Genomic DNA, 25,950 nt, shown 5'->3' with positions numbered 1-25,950 from the left:
CGAAAAGCGTGCCAACTTTTAAAAAAGGCTTTCATCGCCTTTCTGCGCGGGTTTTACCCAACCACAGTATGCACCATCAGTGATAAATTGCACCGAAATGGTGCAATTGGGGTGAGCGTGGGCACTGAAATGGTGCAAAAGTGCAACGATTGCGGCTTTTTGCACCGTGAAAGGGATCACAAACTGACCGGTACGCGGTTGTTTATAAGAGATGGTTGTGATCTTGTTTAGTCCCTCGCTTAATACGTGTACAATAGCGCGCTATTTCTAATGCCCGAGGCAAAGCTGTGATCGAAAATTTGCGTAACATCGCCATTATTGCCCACGTTGACCATGGTAAAACCACCCTGGTTGATAAGCTGCTGCAACAATCCGGTACTTTCGGAGAGCGTGCGGAAGCCACCGAACGCGTAATGGACTCCAACGATTTGGAGAAAGAGCGTGGGATTACCATCCTCGCAAAAAACACCGCCATTAATTGGAACGGTTACCGTATCAACATCGTGGATACCCCGGGACACGCCGACTTCGGCGGCGAGGTAGAGCGCGTGATGTCGATGGTTGACTCGGTGCTGCTGGTTGTGGATGCAATGGATGGCCCTATGCCGCAAACCCGCTTCGTGACCAAGAAGGCCTTCGCCAACGGTCTGAAGCCGATCGTGGTCATCAACAAGGTTGACCGTCCTGGCGCGCGCCCTGACTGGGTTGTGGATCAGGTGTTCGACCTGTTCGTGAACCTCGACGCGACCGACGAGCAGCTCGACTTCCCGATCATCTACGCTTCTGCGCTGAACGGCATCGCCGGCGTCGACCACACCGACATGGCGGAAGACATGACCCCGCTGTATCAGGCGATCGTCGACCACGTGTCTGCGCCGCAGGTTGAGCTGGAAGCGCCATTCCAGATGCAGATCTCCCAGTTGGACTACAACAACTACCTGGGCGTTATCGGCATCGGCCGCATCAAGCGCGGTAAAGTGAAGCCGAACCAGCAGGTCACCATCATCGACAGCGAAGGCAAAACTCGCAACGGTAAAGTGGGTAAAGTGCTGGGTCACCTGGGTCTGGAGCGTATCGACAGCACCCTGGCGGAAGCGGGCGACATCATCGCCATCACCGGCCTGGGCGAGCTGAACATCTCCGACACCATCTGCGACACCAACGCCGTAGAAGCGCTGCCGGCGCTGTCCGTCGACGAACCGACCGTCACCATGTTCTTCAACGTCAACACCTCGCCGTTCTGCGGTAAAGAAGGCAAGTACGTGACGTCGCGTCAGATCCTGGATCGTCTGAACAAAGAGCTGGTGCACAACGTGGCGCTGCGCGTCGAAGAAACCGACGATGCGGACGCCTTCCGCGTCTCCGGTCGTGGCGAGCTGCACCTGTCGGTGCTGATCGAAAACATGCGTCGCGAAGGTTTCGAGCTGGCGGTTTCCCGTCCGAAAGTTATCTTCCGCGAAATCGATGGCCGCAAGCAGGAGCCATTCGAGAACGTGACGCTGGATATCGAAGAGCAGCATCAGGGTTCCGTGATGCAGGCGATGGGCGAGCGTAAAGCTGACCTGAAAAACATGGATCCGGACGGTAAGGGCCGCGTGCGTCTCGACTACGTGATCCCAAGCCGCGGTCTGATCGGCTTCCGTAACGAATTCATGACCATGACTTCGGGTACCGGCCTGCTGTACTCCACCTTCAGCCACTACGACGACGTGCGTCCGGGCGAAGTGGGCCAGCGTCAGAACGGCGTGCTGATCTCCAACGGCCAGGGCAAAGCGGTCGCGTTCGCGCTGTTCGGCCTGCAGGATCGCGGCAAGCTGTTCCTGGGCCACGGTGCGGAAGTGTATGAAGGCCAGATCATCGGTATTCACTCACGTTCCAACGACCTGACCGTAAACTGCCTGACCGGTAAGAAGCTGACCAACATGCGTGCTTCCGGTACTGACGAAGCGACTACCCTGGTTCCGGCCATCAAAATGACCCTGGAGCAAGCTCTGGAGTTCATCGATGACGACGAACTGGTAGAAGTAACGCCAACCTCGATCCGTATCCGTAAGCGTCACCTGACGGAAAACGATCGTAAGCGTGCCAGCCGCGGTCCTAAAGACGCTTAATCGCTGATTGAGTGTCTCATGCTTAGGGCGCGGTTCTCGCGCCCTGAGTTTTTTCCTCTGTTGTTCCCCGTTTGTGCGGCGCGCTATGCGCTTTTCCGTTCGCTCCCTGTTCAGCTGTTCCTTTTCCCGCTACAGTGAAATCTCACCGGCCCATCAGGAGAGGACTATGCTGTATATCTTTGATTTAGGTAATGTGATCGTCGATATCGATTTCAAGCGTGTGCTGGGCGTGTGGAGCAATTTGAGCGGCACGCCGTTGGCGGTGCTGTCCGATCGTTTCGCCATGGGTGAGGTGTTCCAGCAACATGAGCGCGGTGAAATCAGCGATGAAGACTTCGCCGGCAAGCTGTGCGATGAAATGGGCATTGCGCTCAGCTTCGAACAATTTGCCACCGGTTGGCAGGCGGTATTTGTCGCGCTGCGCCCGGAAGTGATCGACATCATGCAGCGCCTGCGCAACGAAGGCCACCGGGTGGTGGTGCTGTCGAACACCAACCGCCTGCACTGCAACTACTGGCCGCAGCACTATCCTGAAGTGGCCGCCGCCGCCGATCATCTCTATTTGTCGCAAGATCTCGGCATGCGCAAGCCGGAGGCCGATATCTATCAACATGTGCTGGCCGCGGAAAACACCGCCGCCGCCGACGCGGTGTTCTTCGACGATCACCCGGCGAACGTCCTCGCCGCGCAGGCGCTGGGGATCAAGACGGTGCACGTCACCGATCGCGACGTGGTGCCGGCCTATTTTGCTCAATGAGCGCAGGGCGCGTTAAGCTTAAGGCGTATCAACGGACATCAAGGAGTGACCATGTCGTTTTTCCGCCGCAAGAAGCTGCCCTCTGCGATTAAGCCCGGCGTCACCTTCGGACGGCTGCTTTACCAGCGTATCGATCATGATGGCCTGACGATGTTGGCGGGCCATCTCGCCTATGTTTCCCTGCTGTCGCTGGTGCCGCTGGTCACCGTGGTGTTCGCGCTGTTCGCGGCTTTCCCGATGTTTTCCGACATCAGCGAGCAGCTGAAGAGCTTTATCTTTTCCAATTTCGTGCCGGCCGCCGGCAACGTGATCCAGAACTACCTGGAACAGTTCGTCGCCAATTCCAACAAGATGACCGCCGTCGGCACCTGCGGGCTGATCGTCACTGCGCTGTTGCTGATTTCCTCGGTGGACAGCGTGCTGAACACCATCTGGCGCAGCAAGAACAAACGGCCGATCGTCTTCTCCTTCGCCGTGTACTGGATGGTGCTGACGCTTGGGCCGCTGCTGGTGGGCGCCAGCATGGCCATCAGTTCTTACCTGCTGTCGCTCAACTGGCTGGCGCAGACCGGCGTCAATGGCCTGGTGGATCAGGTGCTGCGCATCTTCCCGTTGATTTTGTCGTGCATCTCCTTCTGGCTGCTGTATTGCATCGTGCCGACGGTGCGCGTGCCGCCCAAAGACGCGCTGATTGGCGCGGTGGTGGCCGGATTGCTGTTCGAGCTGGGCAAGAAGGGATTCGCGCTGTACGTCACCATGTTCCCTTCCTATCAGCTGATTTACGGCGTGCTGGCGGTGATCCCGATTTTATTCCTGTGGGTCTACTGGAGCTGGTGTATCGTGTTACTTGGCGCGGAAATCACCGTGACCATCGGCGAATATCGCGACTACCGCCGGCAGAAGGCGGAGCAACAGGAACCAAAAGCAGAAGGGCAGCAGGAATGATTGCGTTGATTCAACGGGTGTTAAACGCCAGCGTCACGGTGGGTGGCGAGACGGTAGGCAAAATTGGCCCCGGTTTGTTAGTGTTATTGGGCGTGGAGCAGGGCGATAACGAGCAAAAAGCGCAGCGCCTGTGCGAACGCGTGTTGGGATACCGCATTTTCGGCGACGAGAACGACAAGATGAACCTCAACGTCCAGCAGGCCGGGGGCAGCGTGCTGGTCGTTTCGCAGTTCACCCTGGCGGCGGACACCCAGAAAGGCATGCGGCCCAGCTTCTCGCGCGGCGCCGCGCCGCAGGAAGCCGATCGGTTGTATCAATATTTTGTTGGCCAGTGCCGCGAACGCGGCGTAGAGACCCAGACCGGCGAGTTCGCCGCCGACATGCAGGTGGCGCTGGTCAACGATGGTCCGGTGACATTCTGGCTACAGGTCTAAGCATTCGGAGAACAGGCGTCTATGTATCACCTACGAGTACCCGTAACAGAGCAAGAACTGAAAGAGTATTACCAGTTTCGCTGGGAAATGCTGCGCAAGCCGCTGCACCAGCCGGTGGGTTCGGAAAAGGATGCCTATGACGCCATGGCCCATCACCAAATGGTGGTGGACGAGGCCGGTAAAATCGTCGCCATCGGGCGGCTGTACATCAATGCCGACAACGAGGCGGCGATCCGTTTTCTGGCGGTAGACCCGACGCTGCAGGATAAAGGGCTGGGGACGCTGGTGGCGATGACGCTGGAGTCCGTCGCGCGGCAGGAAGGCGTGAAGCGGGTGGTGTGCAGCGCCCGTGAAGATGCGGTGGATTTCTTTGCCAAGCTGGGGTTCGTCAATCAGGGCGAGATCACTGCGCCGCAGACCACCCCGATCCGCCACTTTTTGATGATCAAACCGGTAGCGACGCTGGACGATATCCTGCATCGCCCCGACTGGTGCGGCCAATTGCAGCAGGCCTGGTATGAACATATCCCCCTGAGCGAAAAGATGGGCGTGCGCATCAGCCAGTACACCGGCCAGCGCTTCGTCACCACCATGCCGGAGATCGGCAACCAGAACCCGCACCATACGCTGTTTGCCGGCAGCCTGTTCTCGCTGGCGACGCTGACCGCCTGGGGGCTGATTTGGCTGCTGCTGCGCGAGCGCCATCTCGGTGGCACTATCATTCTGGCGGACGCGCACATTCGCTACAGCAAACCGATCACCGGCAGGCCGCGGGCGGTGGCGGATCTCGGTTCGCTAAGCGGTGATTTGGCGCGTCTGGCGCGAGGCCGCCGCGCGCGCGTGCACGCCGAAGTGCATCTGTTCGGCGATGAGGATAAGGGCGCGGTGTTCGAAGGCACTTACATGGTGTTGCCGGCCGAGCCGGATGTGCCGCTGGATCAGGGCGGTTCCGAAGCGCTGGAAGAGTAAAACGGCGGCCCTGCCTGGCGGCGGGCCGCGCGATAGATTACGGCAGCTGTTGGTTCACCGTCTGGCCGTCGCCGGCGGTGGCTTGCAGAGTCCCCTTCAATGAAGCTTTGAACGGCCCGTCGCTGTTCAACAGCCCTTTCAACTGCAGCTCAAGGTTGCCGTCGCCCGTCAGCGGCACCGGCTGCCATCCCCATTGCTGCAAGGTATTGAGCGGTACCGAACGGCCGTGCAGCGTCAGCTGGAACGGCTTGCCCGGCAGCTGATCGACGGTCGCGTTGGCCTCAAGCAGCCCATTGGGCATAAAGGCGCTGAGTTCGGTGACGGCGATCTGGTTGGCGTCGGCGTTCAGCGCCAGCGAAGGGCGCCGCACATCGATTTTGTTGAAGGTGGCCTCGCTGCCGTTCAGGTTTAACGAACCGGACCAAATGCCCCACTGGTGGTCGCGCGCCAGCAGCAGGTTGCTGCCGTAACCGTCCAGCGCGGTGATCTGGAACGGGAATGCCGGGTTGATATCGATAATCAGATTGCGGTTGGTGGTCAGCTTGGTGACGTACACCTCCGCCAGCCATTCCGGCAGCGGTTTCAGCCACAGCTCGCGCCAGTCGATAGGCAGGGTGTACTCCAGCGCCGCCATGGCCACTTCATCCAGCTGCAGGCGTTTGCCGGCGCGCAGCCAATTGCCGGAGGTGCGCAGCAGCCCGCCTTCCCAGCGGGTGGTGAATTGCTGAATGGCGATGCCGGCGGAGGAGAGGCGCAGGGTGGCGATCGGGTCGATCAGGTGGAAACCGCCGTTGATCACATCGCTGGCATTGACGTTGAGCGAGCCGTCTTCGCTGCGCCAGTCGCCTTTTTCGATGCTGACGTTTTGCAGCGACAGATCGAGATCGTTAAACGCCCACGCCTTGCCTTCCAGGCGCGCGTCGATCAGATCGAAACGCTTGAGGGTGACCGGCGGCAGGGTGGTAAAGCGCTGCATGAATTCCGCCAGCGTCAACGGGGTCTGCATGCGCACGCCGCTCAGCCGCAGGCGATCCACTTGCCAACTGCCGTCGGCGGCGCGGCTGGCCACGCCGGTCAGGTCGCCCTGCGCCAGATCGGCGCCGAAGTTGTTCAATAGCAGCTGGCCCTGTTTTTGCTCCCCCTGCACCAACACCTTCGAAGCGGGAATGCCGTTCAGCGTCATCGAACCGGCGCTGAACTGGAACTGATTGTTGTCCCCCAGCAGATGGCCGGCCAGCGGGCGCCACGGCGTGATGCCGGCATTGACCCGCTGCGCGTTGAGCTGCCACTCGTTATCGTTGGATTGCAGCGCCATGTTGCTCAGCTGCAGCACGTCGGCCTGTACAGGCAGCGCAGCAGTCTGCGGCTGCACGTTCAGCGTGCCGTCACGCAGCGTGACGCTGTGGAAATAGCGCGGTTCGGTGATTTGGCGCAGGCTGAGGCCGAGATCGACGCGTTTGGCGGCCAGCGCCTGCGGCTGGCCATTGCGCGCCAGCTGCACCTCTTCCAGACCGATCTGGCCCGGCTGATTCCACGAGTGGGTGATTTTTCCTATCGACAGGCGGTATTCGCTGTTGTCGCTGATCCAGGCGCTCAGGCGGCCTGCCGCCCAGCGGGTTTGCCCCACCAGATACAGCACCACCGCCGCCAGCACGGTCAGCAGCAGCAACGTCAGCAACAGCTTTCCGATAAATTTCATCGTCTACATCCGCATCGGTCAAAAAAGATACCCTGTTTATGCCGCAATTGGCCGGGCATCTCAAGGGCAATGGTCTGATAGACAATAAAAAACGGCCGCAAGCGGCCGTTTGAACGTCAATGGACGGGTTACTTTTTCTCGTGTTCCTGCGGGAACACCAGGTTCAGCACGATGGCGGTAATGCCGCCTGCGGCGATGCCGGAAGAGAGCAGGGTTTTCAGCCAGTCCGGCGCGAACTGCAGGATCAGCGGCTGCTGGGAGACGCCCATGCCGACGGCCAGCGACAGCGCCATGATCATGATGGCGCGCCGGTTCAGGCGCTCGCGCGACACGATGCGCACGCCGGAGGCGGCGATGGTGCCGAACATCACGATGGTCGCGCCGCCCAGTACCGGCTCGGGAATGTGCTGCACGAAGCCGGCCACCGCCGGGAACAGCCCCAGCGCGATCAGCATCAGCGCCACCACGAAGCCGACGTAACGGCTGGCGACGCCGGTCAGCTGGATCACGCCGTTGTTCTGGCCGAAGCAGGAGTTGGGGAAGGTGTTGAACACCGCCGACAGCATCGAGTTCAGGCCGTTGGCCAGCACGCCGCCCTTCAGGCGCTTCATGTACAGCGGCCCGCTGACCGGCTGTTCGGAGACGTCGGAAGTGGCGGTGATGTCGCCGATGGTTTCCAGCGAGGTGACCATAAAGATCAGCATCAGCGGCAGCAGCAGGTTCCAGTCGAAGCCCAGGCCGTAATAGAGCGGCGTGGGGATGGTGATCGCCGCCGTTGGGGCTGCCGATGCGCCTGCGGGCAGCATGTCCATCGCCCAGGCCAACAGATAGCCGACCGCCATGGCGATCACCAGCGAAGCGACGCGCAGGTAAGGGTTGCGCTGGCGGTTCAGCAGGATGATGACCGCCAGCACCGCGCCGGCCAGCAGCAGGTTTTTCGGTGAGCCGAAGCTGTGATCGTTCATCGCGGCGTAGCCGCCGCCGATCGAGGTCAGACCGACCTGAATCAGCGACAGGCCAATGATCATCACCACGATGCCGGAAACCAGCGGGGTGATAATGCGGCGCGCCAGATGCAGCACGCGCGACAGTAAAATTTCGGTGCAGGAAGCGACCATCAGCGTGCCGAACAGCGCGGCCATCATGGTCGGCACGTCGGCGCCGCCGTTTTTCAGCGCCAGACCGCCCATGATCAGCGGCGAAACGAAATTGAAGCTGGTGCCCTGAATCGACAACAGCCCGGAACCCACCGGTCCCCAGGTTTTGATTTGCAGAATGGAAGCCAGACCGGAGGCGAACAGCGACATGCTGATGATGTGCTGGGTATCCTGTGCCGGCAGGCCCAGTGCCTGGCAGATCAGCAGCGCCGGTGTGATCACCGCGACGAACATCGCCAGCAGATGCTGGCCGGCGGCAAACAGCGTTTGCGGTAGCGGCGGGCGATCTTCCAGGCGATAAATCAGTTCACTGGCGCGGGGTTCTGAGGCGGCTTGGCGCGCGGCATCAAGCTCGGAGGATGACATGCTCATGGTGTGGCGTTTCCAGATACGGCAAAGCAGGCATTTTAATGCCCCGCCCCGCAAAAGCAAACGGTTGCGCGTAAATATTATGTTGCCGACTTTCCCGTTTATGTCGCATTTTCATTCATTTTTTCTTGTCATCTCAGCGTTTTTTACTTCTAATCCTGCACTCATCAAGTTTAAAAACTAAGTGGTTTTCTATAACTTATTATTTTTATTTGGATCTTTTCCCTTACATGGAGTACCTGGATGTTTCATCTTGATACTTATGGCACGTTAGTCGCGGCGACGCTGGTTTTGCTCCTCGGAGGCAAGTGCGTCAGAACCATTCCCCTGCTGCGAAAATATACCATTCCCGCTCCCGTCGCCGGCGGTTTGCTGGTGGCCCTTCTGCTGTTAGCCCTGAAAAAGCTCGTCAACTGGGAAGTCAGTTTTGACATGTCGCTGAAGGATCCGCTGATGCTGGCCTTCTTCGCCACCATCGGCCTGAACGCCAACCTGGCGCGTTTGCGCGCCGGCGGCAAGGTGCTGGTAGTGTTCCTGTTCGTGGTGCTGGGGCTGCTTATCGTGCAGAACGCCATCGGCATCGGCATGGCGAAAATGCTGGGGCTGGATCCGCTGATGGGCCTGATTGCCGGATCGATCACCCTGTCGGGGGGCCACGGCACCGGGGCGGCCTGGAGCAAGCTGTTCATCGAGCGCTACGGTTTTGAAAACGCCACGGAAGTCGCCATGGCCTGCGCCACCTTCGGCCTGGTGCTGGGCGGCCTGATCGGCGGCCCGGTGGCGCGCTATCTGGTCAAACACTCCTCTACGCCGGAAGGCACCCCGGATGACAGCGTGCAGCCGAGCGGTTTTGAGAAGCCGGAAAGCGGCCGTCTCATCACCTCGCTGGTGATGATCGAAACCATCGCCATGATCGCCATCTGTCTGAGCCTGGGGCAGTTGATTGCCGGCCTGCTGGGCGGCACGGTGTTTGAACTGCCGAACTTCGTTTGCGTGCTGTTCGTCGGGGTGATCCTCAGCAACACGCTGGCCTTCACCGGCTTCTATACCGTGTTCGAGCGGGCGGTGTCGGTGTTGGGCAACGTCAGCCTGTCGCTATTCCTGGCGATGGCGTTGATGAGCCTGCGCCTGTGGGAGCTGGCCTCGCTGGCGCTGCCGATGCTGGCGATCCTGGCGGTGCAGACGCTGGTGATGGCGCTGTACGCGATATTCGTCACCTACCGGGTGATGGGCAAGAACTACGACGCGGCGGTGCTGGCCGCCGGCCACTGCGGCTTCGGCATGGGTGCCACGCCGACGGCGATCGCCAACATGCAGGCGATCACCGATCGCTTCGGCCCGTCGCACGTGGCGTTTTTGGTGGTGCCGATGGTGGGGGCGTTCTTTATCGATATCGCCAACGCCATCGTCATCAAGCTGTATCTGCTGCTGCCGGTGTTCCCGGCGGTGGGGTGATATCGCGAGCCAGAAAAAAAGAAGAGGGCGCCGTCGGCGCCCTTTTTTATGCGTTGGAGTAGCGCGCCTTCTCCGGCAGCCAGCGTTCAATCAGCGCCTGGGCGTGTTCCGGGTAGTGCTGGTGGAGGTGGCGAGCGACGCGCTGCACTTCGGGGATCATCGCCTGGTCGCGCAGCAGGTCCGCCACTTTGAATTCGGCGCTGCCGGTCTGGCGGGTGCCGAGCAGCTCGCCCGGGCCGCGGATCTCCAGATCGCGCTGGGCGATGACAAAGCCGTCGTTGCTGTCGCGCAGCACCTGCAGGCGCGTTTGCGCGGTTTTGCTCAGCGGCGTTTTGTACAGCAGCACACAGTGTGAGGCCACCGCGCCGCGCCCTACGCGGCCGCGCAGCTGGTGCAGCTGCGCCAGGCCCAGCCGTTCCGGGTTTTCGATGATCATCAGGCTGGCGTTCGGTACGTCGACGCCGACTTCGATCACCGTGGTGGCGACCAGCAGCTGCAGCTCGCCCTGTTTAAACGCCTGCATCACCGCCTGCTTCTCCTGCGCTTTCATGCGGCCGTGCACCAGCGCCACCTTCAGCTCCGGCAATGCGGCTTTCAATTCCTCCCAGGTGGCTTCCGCCGCCTGCGCTTCCAGCAGCTCAGATTCCTCGATCAGCGTACACACCCAGTAAGCCTGCCGCCCCTCTTCCAGGCAGGCGCTCTTCACCCGTTGAATGATGTCGGCGCGGCGGGTATCGGGAATGGCGACGGTGGTCACCGGCGTGCGGCCCGGCGGCAGCTCGTCGATGACCGAGGTGTCGAGATCGGCATAGGCGGTCATCGCCAGCGTGCGCGGGATCGGCGTGGCGGTCATGATCAGCTGATGGGCGTGGAAGCCTTGCTCTTCGCCTTTCTCCCACAGCGCCAGCCGCTGATGTACCCCGAAGCGGTGCTGCTCATCGATGATCACCAGCGCCAGGCCGTTGAACTGTACCTGCTCCTGGAAGATGGCGTGGGTGCCGACCACCATTGACACCTGGCCGCCGGCGATGGCTTCCTGCTGCGCGATGCGCGCCTTGCCTTTCTGTTTGCCGGCCAGCCAGCCGACCTCCAGCCCCAGCGGTTCAAACCACTGGCGGAAATTGTTGGCGTGCTGCTCGGCCAGCAGCTCGGTCGGCGCCATCAGCGCCACCTGTTTGCCGTGCGCGATGGCGCGCAGCGCCGCCAGCGCCGCCACCAGCGTTTTGCCGGAGCCGACGTCGCCCTGCACCAGCCGCATCATCGGGAAGTCTTTTTGCATATCGGCTTCGATGTCGGCCACCACGCGCGTTTGCGCGCCGGTCGGCGAAAACGGCAGCTGGGCGAGAAAACGGTTTTTCAACCGATCGTCCGGCAGCAGCGGCTGCGCCCGGTAACTCTGGGCGCCGGCGCGCACCGCCAGCATGCTGAGGTTATGCGCCAACAGCTCTTCGAGGATCAGGCGTTTTTGCGCCGGGTGTTTGCCCAGCTCCAGATCCGCCAGCTGGATGTCCGGCGGCGGGCGGTGCAGTGTGTGCAGCGCCTGCGGCAGGCTCATCAGGCCGCCGCTCAGCTCCGGCGGCAGCAGTTCGGCGATGGCGCAGGTATCCAGCAGCGCCAGCGCCTGATCGGTCAGCTTGCGCAGCGTGGCCTGCCGCACCCCTTCGGTAGTGGGGTAAACCGGCGTCAGCGACTCCTGCAGCTCAACCTCGCTGGCTTCGCCCTGAATGCGGTATTCCGGATGGATGATTTCCGCGCCGTGGTTGCCGCGTTTGATCTCGCCGTAGGCGGTCACGCGGCGGCCGGTGGCCAGGCTGTTTTTCATTGCGGCGTTGAAGTTGAAGAACCGCATGGTGAGGATGCCGGTGCCGTCGCTGATCTGGCTGGTCAGCATGCGGCGGCGGCCGAAACTGATGTCGCTGCGCAGCACTTCCCCCTCTACCGTGGCGTAGATGCCCGGCAGCAGATCGTTGATCGGGTAGAGGCGGGTGCGGTCTTCGTAGCGCAGCGGCAGGTGCAGCAGCAGATCCTGAATGGTGTCGAGGCCGAGTTTGGCCAATTTGCCCGCCTGGCTGGCGCCAACCCCGGAAAGCGTGGTGAGTGGGACAGCATCCAGCAGGCGGCCTTTCATTTGCGCACCGTCGCCTGCATGGCCGCCCACCATTCGGCGCTGGCGACCACCTGGCCCTGTTCATCGATCTGCGGGCGCGGCAGCCCTTTGCGCTTGGCCACGTTGGCCAGCACCGGGTAACCGCCTTCGAACAGCAGACGCTGCTGCTCTTCTTCGTCCAGCATGCTGTTGTCGCGACGGTACAGGCCGGCGTTTTGCCGCTGGCGCTGCGCCTCATACAGGATCAGCGCCGAAGCCACGGAGACGTTGAGCGATTGCACCATGCCGATCATCGGAATGACGATGTCCTGATCGGCCAGCGCCAGCGCTTCTTCGGTGATGCCGGTTTTTTCCTGGCCGAGCAGCACGCAGGTTGGCCGGGTGTAATCCACCTCGCGGAAATCGACCGCGCGCGCAGACAGGTTGGTAGCCAGAATTTGCATGCCCTGCGCTTTCAGGTGCCCGACCGCGTCGCCGATGGTGCGGTGGGTTTTAACGCTGACCCAGCTGTTGCTGCCGGCGGCGGAGGAGACCAGGGTGCGCATGCGGGTGGTGGGCCACACGGCGTGGACCTGATGCACGCCGACGGCGTCGGCGGTACGGATAATGGCGGAGACGTTATGCGGCTTGTGCACCTGCTCCAGGCAGACCGTCAGATCCGGCTGCCGGGTCGCGAGCATTTCACAAATCCGCGCATAGCGTTCAGGACTCATAAGCGCTAGTTTCGGTTGCGGTTAACTTTGATCACATCCGGCATGATACGGATTTTACGCATAATGTTTGCCAAATGGATGCGATCGCGGGTGGTCAAGCGGATAAAGGCGCTATAAACCCGACCGTCTTTCTCTTCGGTGTTCAGGCTCTGAATATTGGACTCGGCCGCGTTGATCGCCGCCGTCAGGTTGGCCAGCGCGCCCTGGTGGTTAAACATATCCACCTTGATCTCGGCGATGAACTCCTGCTCGGTCTCTTTATCCCACTCGACCGCCATGAACTTCTCAGGCTCTTTCTGATAGCCGCGAATATTGCGGCAGGATTCATGGTGGATCACCAGCCCTTTGCCCGGGCTGACGTGAGCGATAATCGGGTCGCCCGGAATCGGACGGCAGCACTTGGCGAAGGTGATCAATACGCCGTCGGCGCCCTTGATGGCCAGGTTGCGCACGCCGGAAGAGGTGCCCAGGCTGGACTGATCGCCCTGCAGGTTCTTCGCCACCACCACGCTCATAGCGTTGCCGAGGCCGATTTCCGCCAGCAGATCGTCCAGCGTCGCCAGCTTCATGCGGTCCAGCTCGTGCTGAATGTTTTCCTGCGGGATTTCGGCTAGTTTGCGGCTGCCGCCCAACGCATGGTTGAGCAGACGGCGGCCGAGGCCGACGGAGTCGTCGCGCTTGAGGTTCTTCAACATCTGGCGAATCTTGGCGCGCGCTTTCGAGCTCACCACGAAGTTCAGCCAGGCGGCGTTGGGCCGCGCGCCCGGCGCGGTGATGATCTCGACGGTCTGGCCGCTGGTCAGCGACTGCGACAGCGGGTACGGCTGACGATCGACGCGCGCGCCGACGCAGGCATGGCCGATATCGGTATGCACCGCATAGGCGAAGTCGACCGGCGTGGCGCCGGCGGGCAGCTCGACGATGCGGCCTTCCGGGGTGAAAACGTAAATCTCATCCGGGAACAGATCGGATTTGACGCTCTCGATAAATTCAAACGAACTGCCGGCGCTTTGCTGCAGCTCCAGCAGGCTTTGCATCCAGCGCTGGGCACGGATCTGCGCCGTGGTGCCGGTTTCGCCCTGTTCTCTTTCCTTGTAAGCCCAGTGCGCGGCCACCCCCATCTCAGCCATCTGATCCATGTCTTCGGTGCGGATCTGCACTTCGACCGGCACGCCGTGCGGGCCGATCAGCGAGGTATGCAGCGATTGATAGCCGTTGGCCTTGGGAATGGCGATGTAATCTTTCACCCGCCCCGGGCGCGGTTTATACAGGCTGTGCACCTGGCCGAGCACGCGGTAGCAGGTATCGACCTCTTTGACGATCACCCGGAACGCGTAGATATCCATGATGGAATGAAAACGCTGTTCTTTCAGGTGCATCTTGAGGTAGATGGAATAGAGGTGTTTTTCCCGCCCGCTGACGCGGCAGGCGATGCCGGCTTCCGTCAGCCGCCCTTCGATCTCGGAGAGGATTTTTTGAATCATCTCTTTGCGGTTGCCGCGCGCGGCTTTCACCACTTCCTTGATCACGCGGTAGCGGTTTGGGTACAGCGCCTCGAAGCCCAGCTCTTCCAGCTCGGTTTTCAGGTGATGAATACCCAGGCGGTGGGCGAGGGGGCTGTAGATTTCCAGGGTTTCACGCGCGATGCGCCGGCGTTTGTCGGGGCGCAGCGAACCGAGGGTGCGCATGTTGTGCGTACGGTCGGCCAGCTTGATCAGCACGACGCGGATATCCTGCACCATCGCCATGATCATCTTGCGGAAGTTTTCCGCCTGCGCTTCTTTCTTGTCCTGGAACTTCAGCTTGTCGAGCTTGGAGACGCCCTCGACCAGTTCGGCGACGCTCTTGCCGAACAGCTGTTCCATATCTTGATAGGTGGCCGGGGTGTCTTCGATGACGTCGTGCAGCAACGCCGCCATCAGCGTCTCGTGATCGAGACGCATTTCCGCCAGGATGCAGGCCACGGCGACCGGGTGAGTAATGTAGGGCTCACCGCTGGAGCGTGTCTGGCCCTCGTGCGCGTCGCGCGCGACGAGGTATGCCTGTTTGAGGCGCTTAATCTGCTCCTCGGGCAGGTAACGTTGAATCAGCAGATTCAGGCTTTCAAACAGGTACAAGGCGGACTCGCTGTCTAATTAACGACGACCTTCAGCAATCGCGGTAACCGCTTGAATCTCTGCGGCTTCCTGCTCTTGCTGCTCCTGGCGCTCACGCACGTCGAGGATCTGGCTGGTGATCAGGCCTTCTTCGATTTCGCGCAGGGCGATAACGGTGTACTTGTCGTTCTCTTCCGGAACCAGTGCATCTTTGCCGCCGGTCTGGATCTGACGCGCCCGACGAGCAGCGACCAACACCAGGTCAAAACGGTTACCAATTTTCTCTACAGCGTCTTGAACAGTTACGCGTGCCATATTTGTGCTACTCCACAGGTGACGAAAAGACTGGGCATGATACTGAAACTGCCTTCAGTCTGCCAATAGTTTGCTGATTAAAGCGTCATGCCGCAGCAACTGGCGGCCCAAACGCAGGCGTTCGGCGCGAATGATAGTCTTCAGATCGGACAGCGCCAGATCGAAATCATCGTTCACGATCAGGTAATCGTACTCCGCGTAATGCGTCATTTCCGCCACGGCCTGGGCCATGCGTTTGGCGATCACCTCTTCGGAATCCTGCCCGCGCCCGCGCAGGCGGCGGCCCAGTTCTTCCTTCGACGGCGGCAGAATGAAGATGCTGCGCGCCTGCGGCATTTTGGCGCGGATTTGCTGCGCGCCCTGCCAGTCGATATCCAGAAACACGTCTACGCCGGTCGCCAACACTTGTTCGATGGCGGCGCGCGAGGTGCCGTAATAGTTGCCGAACACTTCGGCGTGCTCAAGAAACGCATCCTGCTCGATCATCCGGCGGAATTCGTCTTTCGAGACGAAGAAATAGTGCTCGCCGTGATTTTCACCCGGGCGGCTGTCGCGCGTGGTGTGCGAAACCGAAACCTGCGTGTCGTACAGCGGTTGCGTCTTTAACAAAGCCTGAATCAGACTTGATTTACCTGCGCCACTGGGAGCAGAGACAATATAAAGCGTGCCTTGAGCCATGATGATGTTCGTTGATAACGGTTGATATGCCAAAAACAGCGGATGTGTATTTTCTCCGCACAGTATACACGGCTAACGCGCCGGGTGCAGCGTTAGCTCGCATTTTGCCCGTGGCTTTGCGCGGAAAAAGCGTCGAATGCGCGAATATGCGCGCTGAAGAGCGATATTTTGGCAGTTTTGGCCCAGCGGCGGCGCGCTGCCGCCCCGGGATCAGTGATCCGGATGTTGGTAGTTGAACACTGGCAGACCGAGGCGGAAGCGCAGGGCGATCAGACGCGCGCTCAGGCCGGCGACCAGCGTGAGGATCACCACCAGATTGTGCGGCAGGCTGAGGTGCTGCAGGCCGATATACAGCCAGGCGGCGCTGAAGGAGATGCCGGCGTAGATCTCTTTCTGGAAAACCAGCGGGATACGGTTGCAGAACATGTCGCGCAGCACCCCGCCGAAGACGCCGGTGATCACCGCGGCGATGGCGGCGATAATGGCGCTGTGCCCCATATCCAGCGCCACCTGCGCGCCGATGATCGAGAAGACAATCAGGCCGACGGCGTCGAGCACCAGGAACAGGCGGCGCAGATGGCGCATCAGGGGGGCCACCCAGGTGGTGACGATTGCCGCTATTGCGACGATGACGATGTATTCCGGGTGTTTGACCCAGCCCAACGGAAAATGCCCGAGCAACATATCGCGCACCGACCCGCCGCCGATCGCGGTGACCGAGGCGATGATGATCACGCCGAACATGTCCATTTGGCGGCGGCCGGCCGCCAGCGCGCCGGTCATGGCTTCGGCGGTGATGCCGATGATATAAAGGATGCTCAGTAACATAAGGGATTCACAGCGTACTTGCGTCAGAATGATGGCCGGCAGGGTAATCGCCGCCGAGGACGCGCGCCACTGAGTTTTTTTCACCGATGGCATTTCGGATTAATATAGCTAATCCAAAATCCATTTTTATTGCCGATAACCAGCCTTTTTTAACATCTGGCTGTTGATAGAAGCATTAGAAATTTCGCGCTGGTTTCCATCGCTGACTATGCTTTTTGCAGCTAATCCTTCAACCGAGAAACCGAGAATGCAGATGAAAAACTCCCCGAGACTGGCCGCCGGCGCCGTGGTGGCTATCCTGCTGCTGAGCGGCTGCGTGGCGCCAGGCCACCAGGCTGTTTCCCCCGCCCCGGCTTGCCGCACCGGCGATCCGCTGGTGCAGACAACGCTCTACTTCGGCCTGAACCGGCCGGCGGGGCCGGCGATCACCGCCGCCGAGTGGCAAACCTTCGTCGATAGCCAGGTGACACCACGTTTTAAAGACGGGCTGACGGTGTTTGATGCCAAAGGGCAGTGGCTGGGCCACGACGGCAAACTGGCGCGCGAGAACAGCAAGGCGCTGCTGCTGATCCATGCGCCGGGCAAAGAGAGCGAGGCGAATATCGAGGCGCTGCGCAGCGGCTATAAGCAGCAGTTTGCGCAGGATTCGGTAATGCGGGTGGATGCGCCGGTGTGCGTGGCGTTTTAAAGCGAACTCCCGGCCTTATGGCCGGGAGTGGAGATTACAGCACCAGGCCGGCGATGGCCGCCGACAGCAGGCTCACCAGCGTCGAACCGTAAACCAGCTTCAGGCCAAAGCGGGAAACTACGTTGCCTTGCTGCTCGTTCAGTCCTTTGATGGCGCCGGCGACGATGCCGATGGAGGCGAAGTTGGCGAACGACACCAGGAACACCGACAAAATGCCCAGCCCGCGCGGCGACAGCTCCGCCGCGATCTTCTTCAGTTCAATCATCGCCACGAATTCGTTGGCCACCAGTTTGGTCGCCATGATGCTGCCCGCCTTCAGGGCCTCCTCCGCCGGGATGCCGATCAGCCAGGCCAGCGGATAGAACACGTAGCCGAGGATCTGCTGGAAGCTGATGCCGAGCACCGCCGAGAACAGCGCATTGACGGCGGAGATCAGCGCGATAAAGCCAATCAGCATCGCCGCGATGATCATCGCAATCTTGAAGCCGGCCAGAATGTACTCGCCCAGCATTTCGAAGAAGCTCTGATCTTCGTGCAGCTTGTTCAGCTTCAGCTCCGGCTCGTCTTCGACCTGATACGGGTTGATGATCGACAGGATGATGAAGGTGCTGAACATATTAAGGATCAACGCCGCCACCACGTACTGCGCGTCGATCATCGACATGTAGGCGCCGACGATGGAGAGCGATACCGTCGACATGGCGGTTGCGGCCATGGTGTACATGCGGCGCGGCGAGATGTCGCCGATGATGCCCTTGTAGGCGATGAAGTTCTCTGACTGCCCCAGCACCAGCGTGCTGACGGCGTTGAACGATTCCAGCTTGCCCATGCCGTTGACCTTGGACAGCAGGGTGCCCACCATGCGGATGATCAGCGGCAGAATGCGGAAATGCTGCAAAATGCCGATCAGGGCGGAAATAAAGATGATAGGACACAAAACGCCGAGGAAGATGAACGCCAGGCCATCCTTGCTCATGCCGCCGAATACGAACTCCGATCCTTGGGCGGCGTAGGCGAGCAGGGTGTCGAAGAAGCCGGCGACGTGTTTGATCACGCTGAGCCCGCTGGCGGAGTGCAGGAAGAAGTAGGCCAGCGCGCCTTCGATCACCAACAGCTGGATGATATAGCGCAGGCGGATTTTCTTGCGATTATTGCTGACCAGCAGCGCCAGGGCGATGATCACCACCAGGGCCATAATAAATTGCAGAATTTGTGGCATAAACGGTCCGTACGGTTCACGGGCAGGAAAAAAACACATTTAGCCACAGCATCGCCGTCCTTTCATTACCTTGCGTGATAATTAGAACAAAATACTTATGGCGTGCGGGATATCTTGCCAAATGTCATCCACACGTGCTGCTCGGCAGTTTTTCATAAGCCCCCGAAGTGCCTCAGTGAGCCGTCTTCCATGATGCCTGCCGGCTCGCAGCCTGATGTAACCACCGTCCCGTACGTTCAGGCGCCTGGAATCTGGCTCGCAATAGGCGATTTTTCCCGGCGCAAAACATGGTTTTCTCGGCTAAGGCGGAGAAACATGTTTGGGCAAGGCGCCGGTCGCGATCGGCACGCATTTTATCGAACAAGGAGGCGAACGATGAATACCGGCACGTTGCTCAGGGCGCTGGCCAACGGCGTTAATCCCGACACCGGCGAGCTGTTGAGACCGGCTTCGGCGGCCTGCGCGCCGGAGGCTATCCGGCTGCTGTTCGCGTTGGCCAACGAGTTTGACGGTGAATCCGAACTGCAGAAAAAAGCCCGGCTGACGCCGGAGGAGAAGCGGCAGAAGAATCTGGCCGAGGGGCGGCCGGCCAATGCCTACTTCCCCTGGCCGGAAGAGGAAAAGCTGCGGCTGCGCGAGAGCCATGCGGCCGGGACGACGCTGGAAGCGCTGAGCGATGAGTTCGAGCGCTCAACCTGGAGCATTGCGGTGCAGCTGCAGAAAATGGGGTTGATCGGTGAGGAGCAAGCGGCCGCCTATCGCTGATCTGCAGCCGGAAAAAAGCCCGCGTGGCGCGGGCTTGATGGCGTGCGGAGCGGGATCACTCGATGTTCTGGATCTGCTCGCGCATTTGCTCGATCAGCACCTTCAGCTCGATGGCGGAGGCGGTGACGTCGGCATTGATCGACTTGGAGGCCAGGGTGTTCGATTCGCGGTTGAACTCCTGCATCATAAAGTCGAGGCGGCGGCCGACGGCTTCTTTCTTCTTCAGGATGTTGTGCGTCTCTTTCACGTGCGCTTCCAGGCGGTCCAGCTCTTCGGCGACGTCGATGCGCTGCGCCATCAGCACCAGCTCCTGCTCCAGGCGGGTGTTTTCCAGCTGCACCTGCGCCTCTTCCAGCTTGCTGACCAGGCGCTCGCGCTGCCATTGCAGGATGTTCGGCATCTGGGCGCGCACTTTGACCACTTCGGCGCTGACGCCGTCGAGGCGCTGTTCGATCAGCGTTTTCAGCGCGGCGCCTTCGCTTTCGCGTGCGACGATAAAGTCATCCAGCGCGCCGTCCAGCGCCTGCATCAGCTCGGCGCTGATGGCATCCAGATCCTGCTCCTGCGCGGACATCACGCCCGGCCAGCGCAGCACGTCGATCGGGTTGATTTCCCCTTCGTCGCTCTGCATTTTCACCCAGTTGGCGGCTTCGACCAGCTGTTTGGCCAGCTTTTCGTTCAGGATCAGCGAGCTTTGCGCGCTTGGATCCAGTTCGAAACGCAGGTTGCATTCGACTTTGCCGCGGGTCAGGCGGCCACGGATACGTTCACGGATCACCGGCTCCAGGCTGCGGAATTGTTCCGGCAGGCGGATGTAGGTTTCTAAGTAGCGCTGGTTAACGGAACGCAGCTCCCAGGCTGCGCTGCCCCATTCACCCTTGATTTCACGCCGGGCGTAGGCGGTCATGCTGCGGATCATTGATGCGTACCCGTAATAGGAAAAGATGGGGCGATTATAGCGTCGCGGCTGCGGGCAGGATAGGCATTACGTCACGAAGCCCGTATAATGCGCAGCCAATAGTTGATTTGAAGCCGGAGAGAGCCCATGCGTCCTGCAGGCAGAGCACCACAGCAAGTTCGCCCACTGACACTGACCCGTCACTATACCAAACACGCTGAAGGTTCAGTGCTGGTTGAGTTTGGCGATACCAAAGTCTTGTGCACCGCCACGGTAGAAGAGGGCGTTCCGCGCTTCCTGAAAGGCCAGGGGCAAGGTTGGATCACCGCCGAGTACGGTATGCTGCCGCGCTCCACCCACAGCCGCAACGCCCGTGAAGCCGCCAAAGGCAAGCAGGGCGGCCGCACGCTGGAGATCCAGCGCCTGATCGCCCGCTCGCTGCGTGCCGCGGTGGATCTGAAAAAGCTCGGTGAATTCACCATCACCCTCGACTGCGACGTATTGCAGGCCGATGGCGGTACCCGCACCGCCTCCATCTCCGGCGCCTGCGTGGCGCTGGCCGACGCGCTGAACACCCTGGTGGCCAACGGCAAGCTGAAAGCTAACCCGATGAAGGGCATGGTGGCGGCGGTTTCCGTCGGCATCGTCAATGGCGAAGCGCTGTGCGATCTGGAGTATGTGGAGGATTCCGCGGCGGAAACCGACATGAACGTAGTGATGATGGAAGACGGCCGCATGATTGAAGTGCAGGGCACCGCCGAAGGCGAGCCGTTCAGCCACGATGAGCTGTTGGCGCTATTGGCGCTGGCCCGAGGGGGCATCGAAACCATCTTCCAGGCGCAGAAAGCGGCGCTGGCGGACTGATTTTTCAAGGCGACTGAGAAGTCGCCTTTTTTATGCCCGGCGATCGGGCGGCAGTAATGACAAGACCCAAGCAGATTCAGACGAGGAGAAGCAGTAATGAAAGCCTATCAGCGCCAGTTTATCGAGTTCGCGCTTAACAAGCAGGTATTGAAGTTCGGCGAGTTCACCCTGAAATCCGGCCGCACCAGCCCGTATTTCTTCAACGCCGGCCTGTTTAATACCGGGCGCGATCTTGCGCTGTTGGGGCGCTTCTACGCCGAAGCCCTGATGGATTCCGGCATCGATTTCGACCTGCTGTTTGGCCCGGCCTATAAAGGCATTCCTATCGCCACCACCACGGCGGTGGCGCTGGCGGAACACCATGAGCGCGACGTGCCTTACTGCTTTAACCGCAAGGAAGCCAAGACCCATGGCGAAGGCGGTTCGCTGGTGGGCAGCCCGCTGCAGGGGCGCGTGATGCTGGTGGACGATGTGATCACCGCCGGCACCGCGATCCGCGAGTCGATGGAAATCATCGGCGCCAGCGGCGCTTCGCTGGCGGGCGTGCTGATCTCCCTCGACCGCCAGGAACGCGGCCGCGCGGATATCTCCGCCATCCAGGAAGTGGAACGCGACTATCACTGCAAGGTGATTTCGATCGTGACGCTGAAAGACCTGATCGCCTACCTGGAAGAGAAACCGGAGATGGCGGACCACCTGGCGGCGGTGCGCGCTTACCGCGAGCAGTACGGAGTATAAATAACAACGCCGGGCATGCCCGGCGTTTTCGTTATTGCAGCTGTGCCGCTAATAGCGGCCAGCGGGCGTCGAATTCCTGCGTGGGGCGATAGCGGAATTCCGAACGCACATAGCGCGACAACATGCCTTCGCAGAAGGCCAGCAGTTGGCTGGCCAGCAGCGTTTCATCGACGATAAAGCCTTTGCCTTCGCGCAATTTGCGCTCTTTCAGCACCTGACGCAGCTGCGCCTCGATGCGCTCGAACAGCTGGTTGATGCGGCCCTGCAGGCGATCCTGTTCAAACATCAGCGCGTGGCCGGTCATGATGCGCGTCAGCCCTGGGTTGCGCTCCGCAAAGCCCAGAATCAGCAGCAAAATCAGGCGCAGACGATTAAACGTCTCTTTCTCGTCCTGCAAGATCAGGTTGATGCGGGTGATCAGGCTGTCTTCGATAAACTCGATCAGACTGTCGAACATCCGTGTCTTGCTGGGGAAATGCCGGTACAGCGCAGCTTCAGAAACACCCACGTTCGCGGCGAGCTTGGCGGTGGTGATGCGTTGGCTGCCGTCGCTGGACTCCAGCATCTGGGCTAACGCCTGCAATATTTCCTCGCGCCGATTCCTTTTCGTCTTTTCTTTTTCTGCCATGTCTGATTAGACCCTTGCTAAAACTTAACTGACGGAAACCCGCGCACCGGCCGCTGCAGAGCAGGCTCTGTGCGGCTTATGTGATAGCTTTTTTACGATGCTGGGGTCAGCGGCCTTAACGGCCTTTTTCCGCGCTGCCTGGTGTGCGCTGCAATTGTCGCGGTAAAACCTTGCCGCAGAGACATCCATCTCCCCGGAAAGCAAGGTTCAGGCGACGTTTCCCTGCCGGCCCTCGTGCATTGGGTGGCGCTTAGTGGCGCCCCGAGTGGCCGAAGCCGCCTTCGCCGCGCTCGCTGCTGTCGAACTCTTCCACCAGGTTGAACTCGGCCTGCACCACCGGCACGAAGACCATCTGCGCGATGCGTTCGCCCGGCTCGATGGTGAAGTGCTTCTGGCCGCGGTTCCAGACGGACACCATCAGCTGGCCCTGATAATCGGAGTCGATCAGGCCGACCAGATTGCCCAGCACGACGCCGTGCTTATGGCCCAGGCCTGAGCGCGGCAGGATCACCGCCGCCAGGCTGGCGTCGGCGATGTGGATCGCGAGACCGGTAGGCAGCAGCGTGGTTTCACCCGGCGCCAGCTCTACCGCGCTGTCCAGGCAGGCGCGCAGGTCGAGACCGGCGGAGCCCGGCGTAGCGTAGGTCGGTAGCGGGAAATCCTGACCGATGCGCGGGTCGAGGATCTTAACGTCGATTTTTTTCATCATAACGGCTGACTATCTCGTCTATTAAACGTTGGCCAAGGAGTGCCTTGTCGCTCAGCGCCAGGCGTTTCTCTCCATCCTGCCAAAAAAGATGCAGGGCATTGGTGTCGCTGTTGAACCCGTGCTCTGCAAGCGATACATCGTTAGCGCAAATCAAATCCAGCTTCTTACGCGCCAGTTTTTGCCGCGCGTATTCTTCCACATTCTGGGTTTCGGCGGCAAACCCCACGACAAACGGTCGATTTTTGGTCATCGCCGCCACGCCGGCGACGATATCGGGGTTTTTTACCATCTTGAGGACGATTTCATCACCCTGTTTTTTTATTTTTTCATCGGCGATCCGCTCGGGGCGATAGTCGGCCACGGCGGCGCAGGAGATGAAAATCTGCTGCTGAGCGGCGCGTTGTTGCACTGCCTGCTCCATCTCCAGCGCGCTGGTGACGTCCACGCGTGTGACCTTCGGCGGCGTCGGCAGGCTCACCGGCCCGGCGATCAGCGTCACCTGCGCGCCGCGGGCGGCGGCGGCGCGGGCGATGGCGAAGCCCATTTTGCCGGAGCTGTGATTGCTGATGAAACGCACCGGATCCAGCGCTTCACGCGTCGGGCCGGCGGTGATCATAACCTGCAAATGTTGCAGATCCTGCGGGGCGGAGAAATGACCGCTCGCCAGCTCGACGATGTCCAGCGGATCCAGCATGCGGCCCGGGCCGACGTCGCCGCAGGCCTGGCTGCCGCTGTCCGGCCCCCAGAGCAGCATGCCGCGCGCCTGCAGCGTTTGCAGGTTGGCCTGCGTGGCGGCGGCGCGATACATCTGCTGGTTCATGGCGGGCGCGGCGGCGATAGGGGCGTCGGTCGCCAGGCAGACGGTGGTCAGCAGATCGTTGGCCATGCCGACAGCGACGCGCGCCAGCAGATCGGCGGTCGCCGGCGCCAGAATCACCAGATCCGCCCATTTGCCGAGCTCGATGTGGCCCATGGCGGCTTCGGCGGCGGGATCCAACAGATCGTCGGACACCGGATGGCCGGAAACGGCCTGCAGCGTCAGCGGCGTAATGAACGCCTTGGCGGCGTGGGTCATCACCACGCGCACTTCCGCGCCCCTGTCGCGCAGGCGGCGCACCAGCTCTGGGCACTTGTAGGCGGCGATGCCGCCGCTGATGCCAAGCACAATATGTTTGCCGGAAAGTCCCGTCATCATCATTGTCCGATTGAAAGCCGAAAGATGCGCCATTTTAGCATATCCGCCGTTCAGGTGAGCGATTCCGCAATGGCTGCAGGGCGTTACATTGTGCTTTGCGAAACACTTCGCAATGTTATCAAACACCTGTCGAACGCGTCGGGTGGCGCATGGCATGCTGTAGCCCTTTCAGGGAGGAACACGATGAGCAACCCGATTGTGGCGTGCTGGCCGGGCGCGTTGGCGCCGCGTGAAAAGCTGTTGATGCAGGGGGCGGCGTCGCTGTCTGACGCAGAGCTGTTGGCCATTTTCTTGCGCACCGGGTTGCCCGGCGTGCATGTGATGCAGCTGGCGGAGCAACTGCTGCGCCGATTCGGCTCGCTTTATCACCTGATGTCGGCCGACCATCAGGCTTTTTGCAGCCAAAAAGGCCTGGGCGACGCCAGCTATACCCAACTGCAGGCGATTGCCGAGCTGGCGCTGCGCTTCTTTTCCAGCCACTTGTCGCAGGAAAACGCCATGCTCAACCCGCGCGTCACCCAGCATTATCTGCAAAGCCTGCTGGCGCATCGCGAGCGAGAGGTCTTTTTGGTATTGTTTTTAGACAATCAGCATCGGGTTATTCGCCATCAGGAGATGTTTGCTGGTACCATCAGCAGCGTCGTCGTCTATCCGAGAGAAATTGTGCGTGAAGCGTTGAAGGCTAATGCCGCCGCGCTGATTCTCGCGCATAATCACCCTTCGGGTAAGGCTGAACCCAGTCATGCCGACCGTTTGATAACGGAACAGGTGGTGAAAGCCTGTCAGTTATTGGAGATCCGAGTGCTTGATCATTTGGTGATCGGTCGGGGTGAATGCGTCTCTTTTGCCGAGCGCGGATGGCTTTAAGCGATTTTTTCGCGATCCTTGTGGGATCTTTAGCTGTTCGGGACTTGAGCACTTACGCTTCAGAGCGTATACTACGCCACCTTTGAGAATCTTGGGTTTGGCGCAAGAGCCTATCTCAGCAGGTTTCTGACCTGATGTGTGGTTTCTACCTGATGACGAGAGTCTCCTCAGTATGAAGTTTGCTGAGATGGGCTCTAAAAGCCTGACGAGGCGGCCATACCCTATACGAAGCTCGAGCTGATTTGATTTTTGGAGAATAGACATGTCCCGAGTCTGCCAAGTTACTGGCAAGCGCCCGGTGAGCGGTAACAACCGTTCCCACGCAATGAACGCGACCAAACGCCGTTTTCTGCCTAACCTGCACTCACACCGTTTTTGGGTTGAGGCTGAGAAGCGCTTTGTAACTCTGCGTGTATCTGCTAAAGGTATGCGTGTTATCGATAAGAAGGGTATTGAGACGGTTCTGGCCGATCTGCGTGCCCGTGGTGAGAAGTATTAAGGAACTGAATCATGGCTAAAGGTGTTCGCGAGAAGATCAAGCTGGTTTCTTCTGCTGGTACTGGTCACTTCTATACCACCACGAAGAACAAGCGTACTAAGCCGGAAAAATTGGAACTGAAGAAATTCGATCCAGTTGTCCGTCAGCACGTAGTATACAAAGAAGCTAAAATTAAATAATTTTAGTGGATTAATGAAAAACCCGGCCTTGGCCGGGTTTTTTGTTTTATAAAGGGTAGAAAACGTCG

General features: G+C 60.2%; 26 protein-coding genes. 13 read left to right on the top strand and 13 right to left on the bottom strand.

All coding sequences use genetic code 11. The annotated features are described in order from the left end of the window. Positions 1-287: 287 nt before the first annotated feature. The 5 genes from typA to fabY all read left to right on the top strand — a co-directional run bounded on the left by typA (position 288) and on the right by fabY (position 5,216). Complete coding sequence (typA, locus tag WFM45_RS23640; protein ID WP_004931243.1) at positions 288-2,111, top strand: ribosome-dependent GTPase TypA; 1,824 nt, start codon at positions 288-290, stop codon at positions 2,109-2,111. A 166-nt stretch (positions 2,112-2,277) separates the two neighbouring features. Further along, positions 2,278-2,868, top strand: coding sequence for a glucose-1-phosphatase (gene yihX / locus WFM45_RS23635; RefSeq protein WP_004931242.1), 591 nt, complete (start codon positions 2,278-2,280; stop codon positions 2,866-2,868). 51 nt (positions 2,869-2,919) lie between these two features. Then, positions 2,920-3,813 carry a virulence factor BrkB family protein gene (locus tag WFM45_RS23630; RefSeq protein WP_021504485.1) on the top strand — a complete coding sequence of 298 codons (894 nt, stop codon included), beginning with the start codon at positions 2,920-2,922 and terminating at the stop codon, positions 3,811-3,813. Next, positions 3,810-4,247 (top strand): D-aminoacyl-tRNA deacylase, encoded by a 438-nt coding sequence (gene dtd, locus WFM45_RS23625; protein WP_025304712.1) that lies wholly within the window; start codon positions 3,810-3,812, stop codon positions 4,245-4,247. The genes WFM45_RS23630 and dtd overlap by 4 nt, the downstream gene beginning before the upstream one ends. Positions 4,248-4,268: 21 nt before the next feature. Further along, positions 4,269-5,216: a fatty acid biosynthesis protein FabY gene (fabY, locus tag WFM45_RS23620; RefSeq protein ID WP_004931235.1), complete on the top strand. Its 948-nt coding sequence runs from the start codon at positions 4,269-4,271 to the stop codon at positions 5,214-5,216. A gap of 37 nt (positions 5,217-5,253) precedes the next feature. Here the strand turns inward: fabY and WFM45_RS23615 are convergent, their stop codons facing one another. Then, on the bottom strand, positions 5,254-6,915 hold the full coding sequence (locus WFM45_RS23615; protein ID WP_103086274.1) for an AsmA family protein: 1,662 nt from the start codon (positions 6,913-6,915) through the stop codon (positions 5,254-5,256). 128 nt (positions 6,916-7,043) lie between these two features. Beyond that, positions 7,044-8,444 carry a nucleobase:cation symporter-2 family protein gene (locus tag WFM45_RS23610; RefSeq protein ID WP_021504483.1) on the bottom strand — a complete coding sequence of 467 codons (1,401 nt, stop codon included), beginning with the start codon at positions 8,442-8,444 and terminating at the stop codon, positions 7,044-7,046. Positions 8,445-8,684: 240 nt separating this feature from the next. Between WFM45_RS23610 and gltS the strand changes: the two genes are divergently transcribed. Next, the gene (gene gltS, locus WFM45_RS23605) at positions 8,685-9,896 is read left to right on the top strand and encodes a sodium/glutamate symporter (protein WP_060557979.1); all 1,212 of its coding nucleotides are present in this window, start codon (positions 8,685-8,687) and stop codon (positions 9,894-9,896) included. 46 nt (positions 9,897-9,942) lie between these two features. On the opposite strand, the gene recG is transcribed toward gltS, so the two are convergent. The 6 genes from recG to WFM45_RS23575 form a co-directional block, all read right to left on the bottom strand. After that, positions 9,943-12,024 carry an ATP-dependent DNA helicase RecG gene (recG, locus tag WFM45_RS23600; protein ID WP_336957448.1) on the bottom strand — a complete coding sequence of 694 codons (2,082 nt, stop codon included), beginning with the start codon at positions 12,022-12,024 and terminating at the stop codon, positions 9,943-9,945. Continuing rightward, positions 12,021-12,716, bottom strand: a complete 696-nt coding sequence (gene trmH / locus WFM45_RS23595; protein WP_004931227.1) for a tRNA (guanosine(18)-2'-O)-methyltransferase TrmH — start codon at positions 12,714-12,716, stop codon at positions 12,021-12,023. The genes recG and trmH overlap by 4 nt, the downstream gene beginning before the upstream one ends. A gap of 5 nt (positions 12,717-12,721) precedes the next feature. Continuing rightward, a complete protein-coding gene (gene spoT / locus WFM45_RS23590; protein WP_004931224.1) occupies positions 12,722-14,833 on the bottom strand; it encodes a bifunctional GTP diphosphokinase/guanosine-3',5'-bis pyrophosphate 3'-pyrophosphohydrolase in 2,112 nt (703 codons plus the stop codon). Between the two features lie 18 nt (positions 14,834-14,851). Then, positions 14,852-15,127, bottom strand: coding sequence for a DNA-directed RNA polymerase subunit omega (gene rpoZ, locus WFM45_RS23585; protein WP_004931221.1), 276 nt, complete (start codon positions 15,125-15,127; stop codon positions 14,852-14,854). Between the two features lie 54 nt (positions 15,128-15,181). Beyond that, positions 15,182-15,805, bottom strand: a complete 624-nt coding sequence (gmk, locus tag WFM45_RS23580; protein WP_004931218.1) for a guanylate kinase — start codon at positions 15,803-15,805, stop codon at positions 15,182-15,184. A gap of 210 nt (positions 15,806-16,015) precedes the next feature. After that, positions 16,016-16,633, bottom strand: a complete 618-nt coding sequence (locus WFM45_RS23575) for a trimeric intracellular cation channel family protein (RefSeq protein ID WP_025304704.1) — start codon at positions 16,631-16,633, stop codon at positions 16,016-16,018. A 253-nt stretch (positions 16,634-16,886) separates the two neighbouring features. Here WFM45_RS23575 and WFM45_RS23570 point away from each other — a divergent pair, with 253 nt between their 5' ends. Further along, positions 16,887-17,321, top strand: a complete 435-nt coding sequence (locus tag WFM45_RS23570; protein WP_336957446.1) for a DUF3574 domain-containing protein — start codon at positions 16,887-16,889, stop codon at positions 17,319-17,321. 34 nt (positions 17,322-17,355) lie between these two features. On the opposite strand, the gene WFM45_RS23565 is transcribed toward WFM45_RS23570, so the two are convergent. Then, positions 17,356-18,540 (bottom strand): NupC/NupG family nucleoside CNT transporter, encoded by a 1,185-nt coding sequence (locus WFM45_RS23565; RefSeq protein ID WP_033631364.1) that lies wholly within the window; start codon positions 18,538-18,540, stop codon positions 17,356-17,358. A gap of 375 nt (positions 18,541-18,915) precedes the next feature. On the opposite strand from WFM45_RS23565, the gene WFM45_RS23560 reads away from it, so the two are divergent. Next, on the top strand, positions 18,916-19,305 hold the full coding sequence (locus WFM45_RS23560) for a hypothetical protein (protein ID WP_033631363.1): 390 nt from the start codon (positions 18,916-18,918) through the stop codon (positions 19,303-19,305). A gap of 55 nt (positions 19,306-19,360) precedes the next feature. Here WFM45_RS23560 and WFM45_RS23555 read toward each other — a convergent pair whose 3' ends face one another. Beyond that, entirely contained in the window at positions 19,361-20,224 is an 864-nt protein-coding gene (locus WFM45_RS23555) for a YicC/YloC family endoribonuclease (RefSeq protein WP_015379441.1), read from the bottom strand. 126 nt (positions 20,225-20,350) lie between these two features. Between WFM45_RS23555 and rph the strand changes: the two genes are divergently transcribed. Together rph and pyrE are read left to right on the top strand one after the other, a co-directional pair. Then, positions 20,351-21,067: a ribonuclease PH gene (gene rph, locus WFM45_RS23550; RefSeq protein ID WP_025160305.1), complete on the top strand. Its 717-nt coding sequence runs from the start codon at positions 20,351-20,353 to the stop codon at positions 21,065-21,067. Between the two features lie 96 nt (positions 21,068-21,163). Continuing rightward, a complete protein-coding gene (gene pyrE, locus WFM45_RS23545) occupies positions 21,164-21,805 on the top strand; it encodes an orotate phosphoribosyltransferase (RefSeq protein ID WP_004931204.1) in 642 nt (213 codons plus the stop codon). A 31-nt stretch (positions 21,806-21,836) separates the two neighbouring features. Here pyrE and slmA read toward each other — a convergent pair whose 3' ends face one another. The 3 genes from slmA to coaBC form a co-directional block, all read right to left on the bottom strand. Further along, complete coding sequence (slmA, locus tag WFM45_RS23540; RefSeq protein WP_004931203.1) at positions 21,837-22,433, bottom strand: nucleoid occlusion factor SlmA; 597 nt, start codon at positions 22,431-22,433, stop codon at positions 21,837-21,839. Positions 22,434-22,683: 250 nt separating this feature from the next. Next, positions 22,684-23,142: a dUTP diphosphatase gene (gene dut, locus WFM45_RS23535; RefSeq protein ID WP_015379440.1), complete on the bottom strand. Its 459-nt coding sequence runs from the start codon at positions 23,140-23,142 to the stop codon at positions 22,684-22,686. Further along, positions 23,120-24,337 carry a bifunctional phosphopantothenoylcysteine decarboxylase/phosphopantothenate--cysteine ligase CoaBC gene (coaBC, locus tag WFM45_RS23530; protein ID WP_033633512.1) on the bottom strand — a complete coding sequence of 406 codons (1,218 nt, stop codon included), beginning with the start codon at positions 24,335-24,337 and terminating at the stop codon, positions 23,120-23,122. The genes dut and coaBC overlap by 23 nt, the downstream gene beginning before the upstream one ends. Before the next feature lie 183 nt (positions 24,338-24,520). On the opposite strand from coaBC, the gene radC reads away from it, so the two are divergent. The 3 genes from radC (at position 24,521) to rpmG (ending at position 25,882) form a co-directional block, all read left to right on the top strand. Further along, the gene (gene radC, locus WFM45_RS23525; protein WP_004931197.1) at positions 24,521-25,204 is read left to right on the top strand and encodes a RadC family protein; all 684 of its coding nucleotides are present in this window, start codon (positions 24,521-24,523) and stop codon (positions 25,202-25,204) included. 262 nt (positions 25,205-25,466) lie between these two features. Beyond that, the gene (gene rpmB, locus WFM45_RS23520; RefSeq protein WP_004931195.1) at positions 25,467-25,703 is read left to right on the top strand and encodes a 50S ribosomal protein L28; all 237 of its coding nucleotides are present in this window, start codon (positions 25,467-25,469) and stop codon (positions 25,701-25,703) included. 11 nt (positions 25,704-25,714) lie between these two features. Next, positions 25,715-25,882, top strand: a complete 168-nt coding sequence (gene rpmG / locus WFM45_RS23515; protein ID WP_002442576.1) for a 50S ribosomal protein L33 — start codon at positions 25,715-25,717, stop codon at positions 25,880-25,882. Positions 25,883-25,950: the final 68 nt, after the last annotated feature.

The sequence above is a fragment of the Serratia sp. KG1D genome, assembly GCF_037150675.1.
Classification (GTDB): Bacteria; Pseudomonadota; Gammaproteobacteria; order Enterobacterales; family Enterobacteriaceae; genus Serratia; species Serratia nematodiphila.
This window is presented reverse-complemented; position numbering and strand designations above follow the sequence as displayed.

Bases quoted from the DNA above. Each gene is read 5' to 3' on its own strand.
- yihX (WP_004931242.1), top strand. From the start codon at position 2,278: ATGCTGTATATCTTTGATTTAGGTAATGTGATCGTCGATATCGATTTC.
- WFM45_RS23630 (WP_021504485.1), top strand. From the start codon at position 2,920: ATGTCGTTTTTCCGCCGCAAGAAGCTGCCCTCTGCGATTAAGCCCGGC.
- dtd (WP_025304712.1), top strand. From the start codon at position 3,810: ATGATTGCGTTGATTCAACGGGTGTTAAACGCCAGCGTCACGGTGGGT.
- fabY (WP_004931235.1), top strand. From the start codon at position 4,269: ATGTATCACCTACGAGTACCCGTAACAGAGCAAGAACTGAAAGAGTAT.
- WFM45_RS23615 (WP_103086274.1), bottom strand. From the start codon at position 6,915: ATGAAATTTATCGGAAAGCTGTTGCTGACGTTGCTGCTGCTGACCGTG.
- WFM45_RS23610 (WP_021504483.1), bottom strand. From the start codon at position 8,444: ATGAGCATGTCATCCTCCGAGCTTGATGCCGCGCGCCAAGCCGCCTCA.
- gltS (WP_060557979.1), top strand. From the start codon at position 8,685: ATGTTTCATCTTGATACTTATGGCACGTTAGTCGCGGCGACGCTGGTT.
- recG (WP_336957448.1), bottom strand. From the start codon at position 12,024: ATGAAAGGCCGCCTGCTGGATGCTGTCCCACTCACCACGCTTTCCGGG.
- trmH (WP_004931227.1), bottom strand. From the start codon at position 12,716: ATGAGTCCTGAACGCTATGCGCGGATTTGTGAAATGCTCGCGACCCGG.
- rpoZ (WP_004931221.1), bottom strand. From the start codon at position 15,127: ATGGCACGCGTAACTGTTCAAGACGCTGTAGAGAAAATTGGTAACCGT.
- gmk (WP_004931218.1), bottom strand. From the start codon at position 15,805: ATGGCTCAAGGCACGCTTTATATTGTCTCTGCTCCCAGTGGCGCAGGT.
- WFM45_RS23575 (WP_025304704.1), bottom strand. From the start codon at position 16,633: ATGTTACTGAGCATCCTTTATATCATCGGCATCACCGCCGAAGCCATG.
- WFM45_RS23570 (WP_336957446.1), top strand. From the start codon at position 16,887: ATGAAAAACTCCCCGAGACTGGCCGCCGGCGCCGTGGTGGCTATCCTG.
- WFM45_RS23565 (WP_033631364.1), bottom strand. From the start codon at position 18,540: ATGCCACAAATTCTGCAATTTATTATGGCCCTGGTGGTGATCATCGCC.
- WFM45_RS23560 (WP_033631363.1), top strand. From the start codon at position 18,916: ATGAATACCGGCACGTTGCTCAGGGCGCTGGCCAACGGCGTTAATCCC.
- WFM45_RS23555 (WP_015379441.1), bottom strand. From the start codon at position 20,224: ATGATCCGCAGCATGACCGCCTACGCCCGGCGTGAAATCAAGGGTGAA.
- rph (WP_025160305.1), top strand. From the start codon at position 20,351: ATGCGTCCTGCAGGCAGAGCACCACAGCAAGTTCGCCCACTGACACTG.
- pyrE (WP_004931204.1), top strand. From the start codon at position 21,164: ATGAAAGCCTATCAGCGCCAGTTTATCGAGTTCGCGCTTAACAAGCAG.
- slmA (WP_004931203.1), bottom strand. From the start codon at position 22,433: ATGGCAGAAAAAGAAAAGACGAAAAGGAATCGGCGCGAGGAAATATTG.
- dut (WP_015379440.1), bottom strand. From the start codon at position 23,142: ATGATGAAAAAAATCGACGTTAAGATCCTCGACCCGCGCATCGGTCAG.
- coaBC (WP_033633512.1), bottom strand. From the start codon at position 24,337: ATGATGACGGGACTTTCCGGCAAACATATTGTGCTTGGCATCAGCGGC.
- radC (WP_004931197.1), top strand. From the start codon at position 24,521: ATGAGCAACCCGATTGTGGCGTGCTGGCCGGGCGCGTTGGCGCCGCGT.
- rpmB (WP_004931195.1), top strand. From the start codon at position 25,467: ATGTCCCGAGTCTGCCAAGTTACTGGCAAGCGCCCGGTGAGCGGTAAC.
- rpmG (WP_002442576.1), top strand. From the start codon at position 25,715: ATGGCTAAAGGTGTTCGCGAGAAGATCAAGCTGGTTTCTTCTGCTGGT.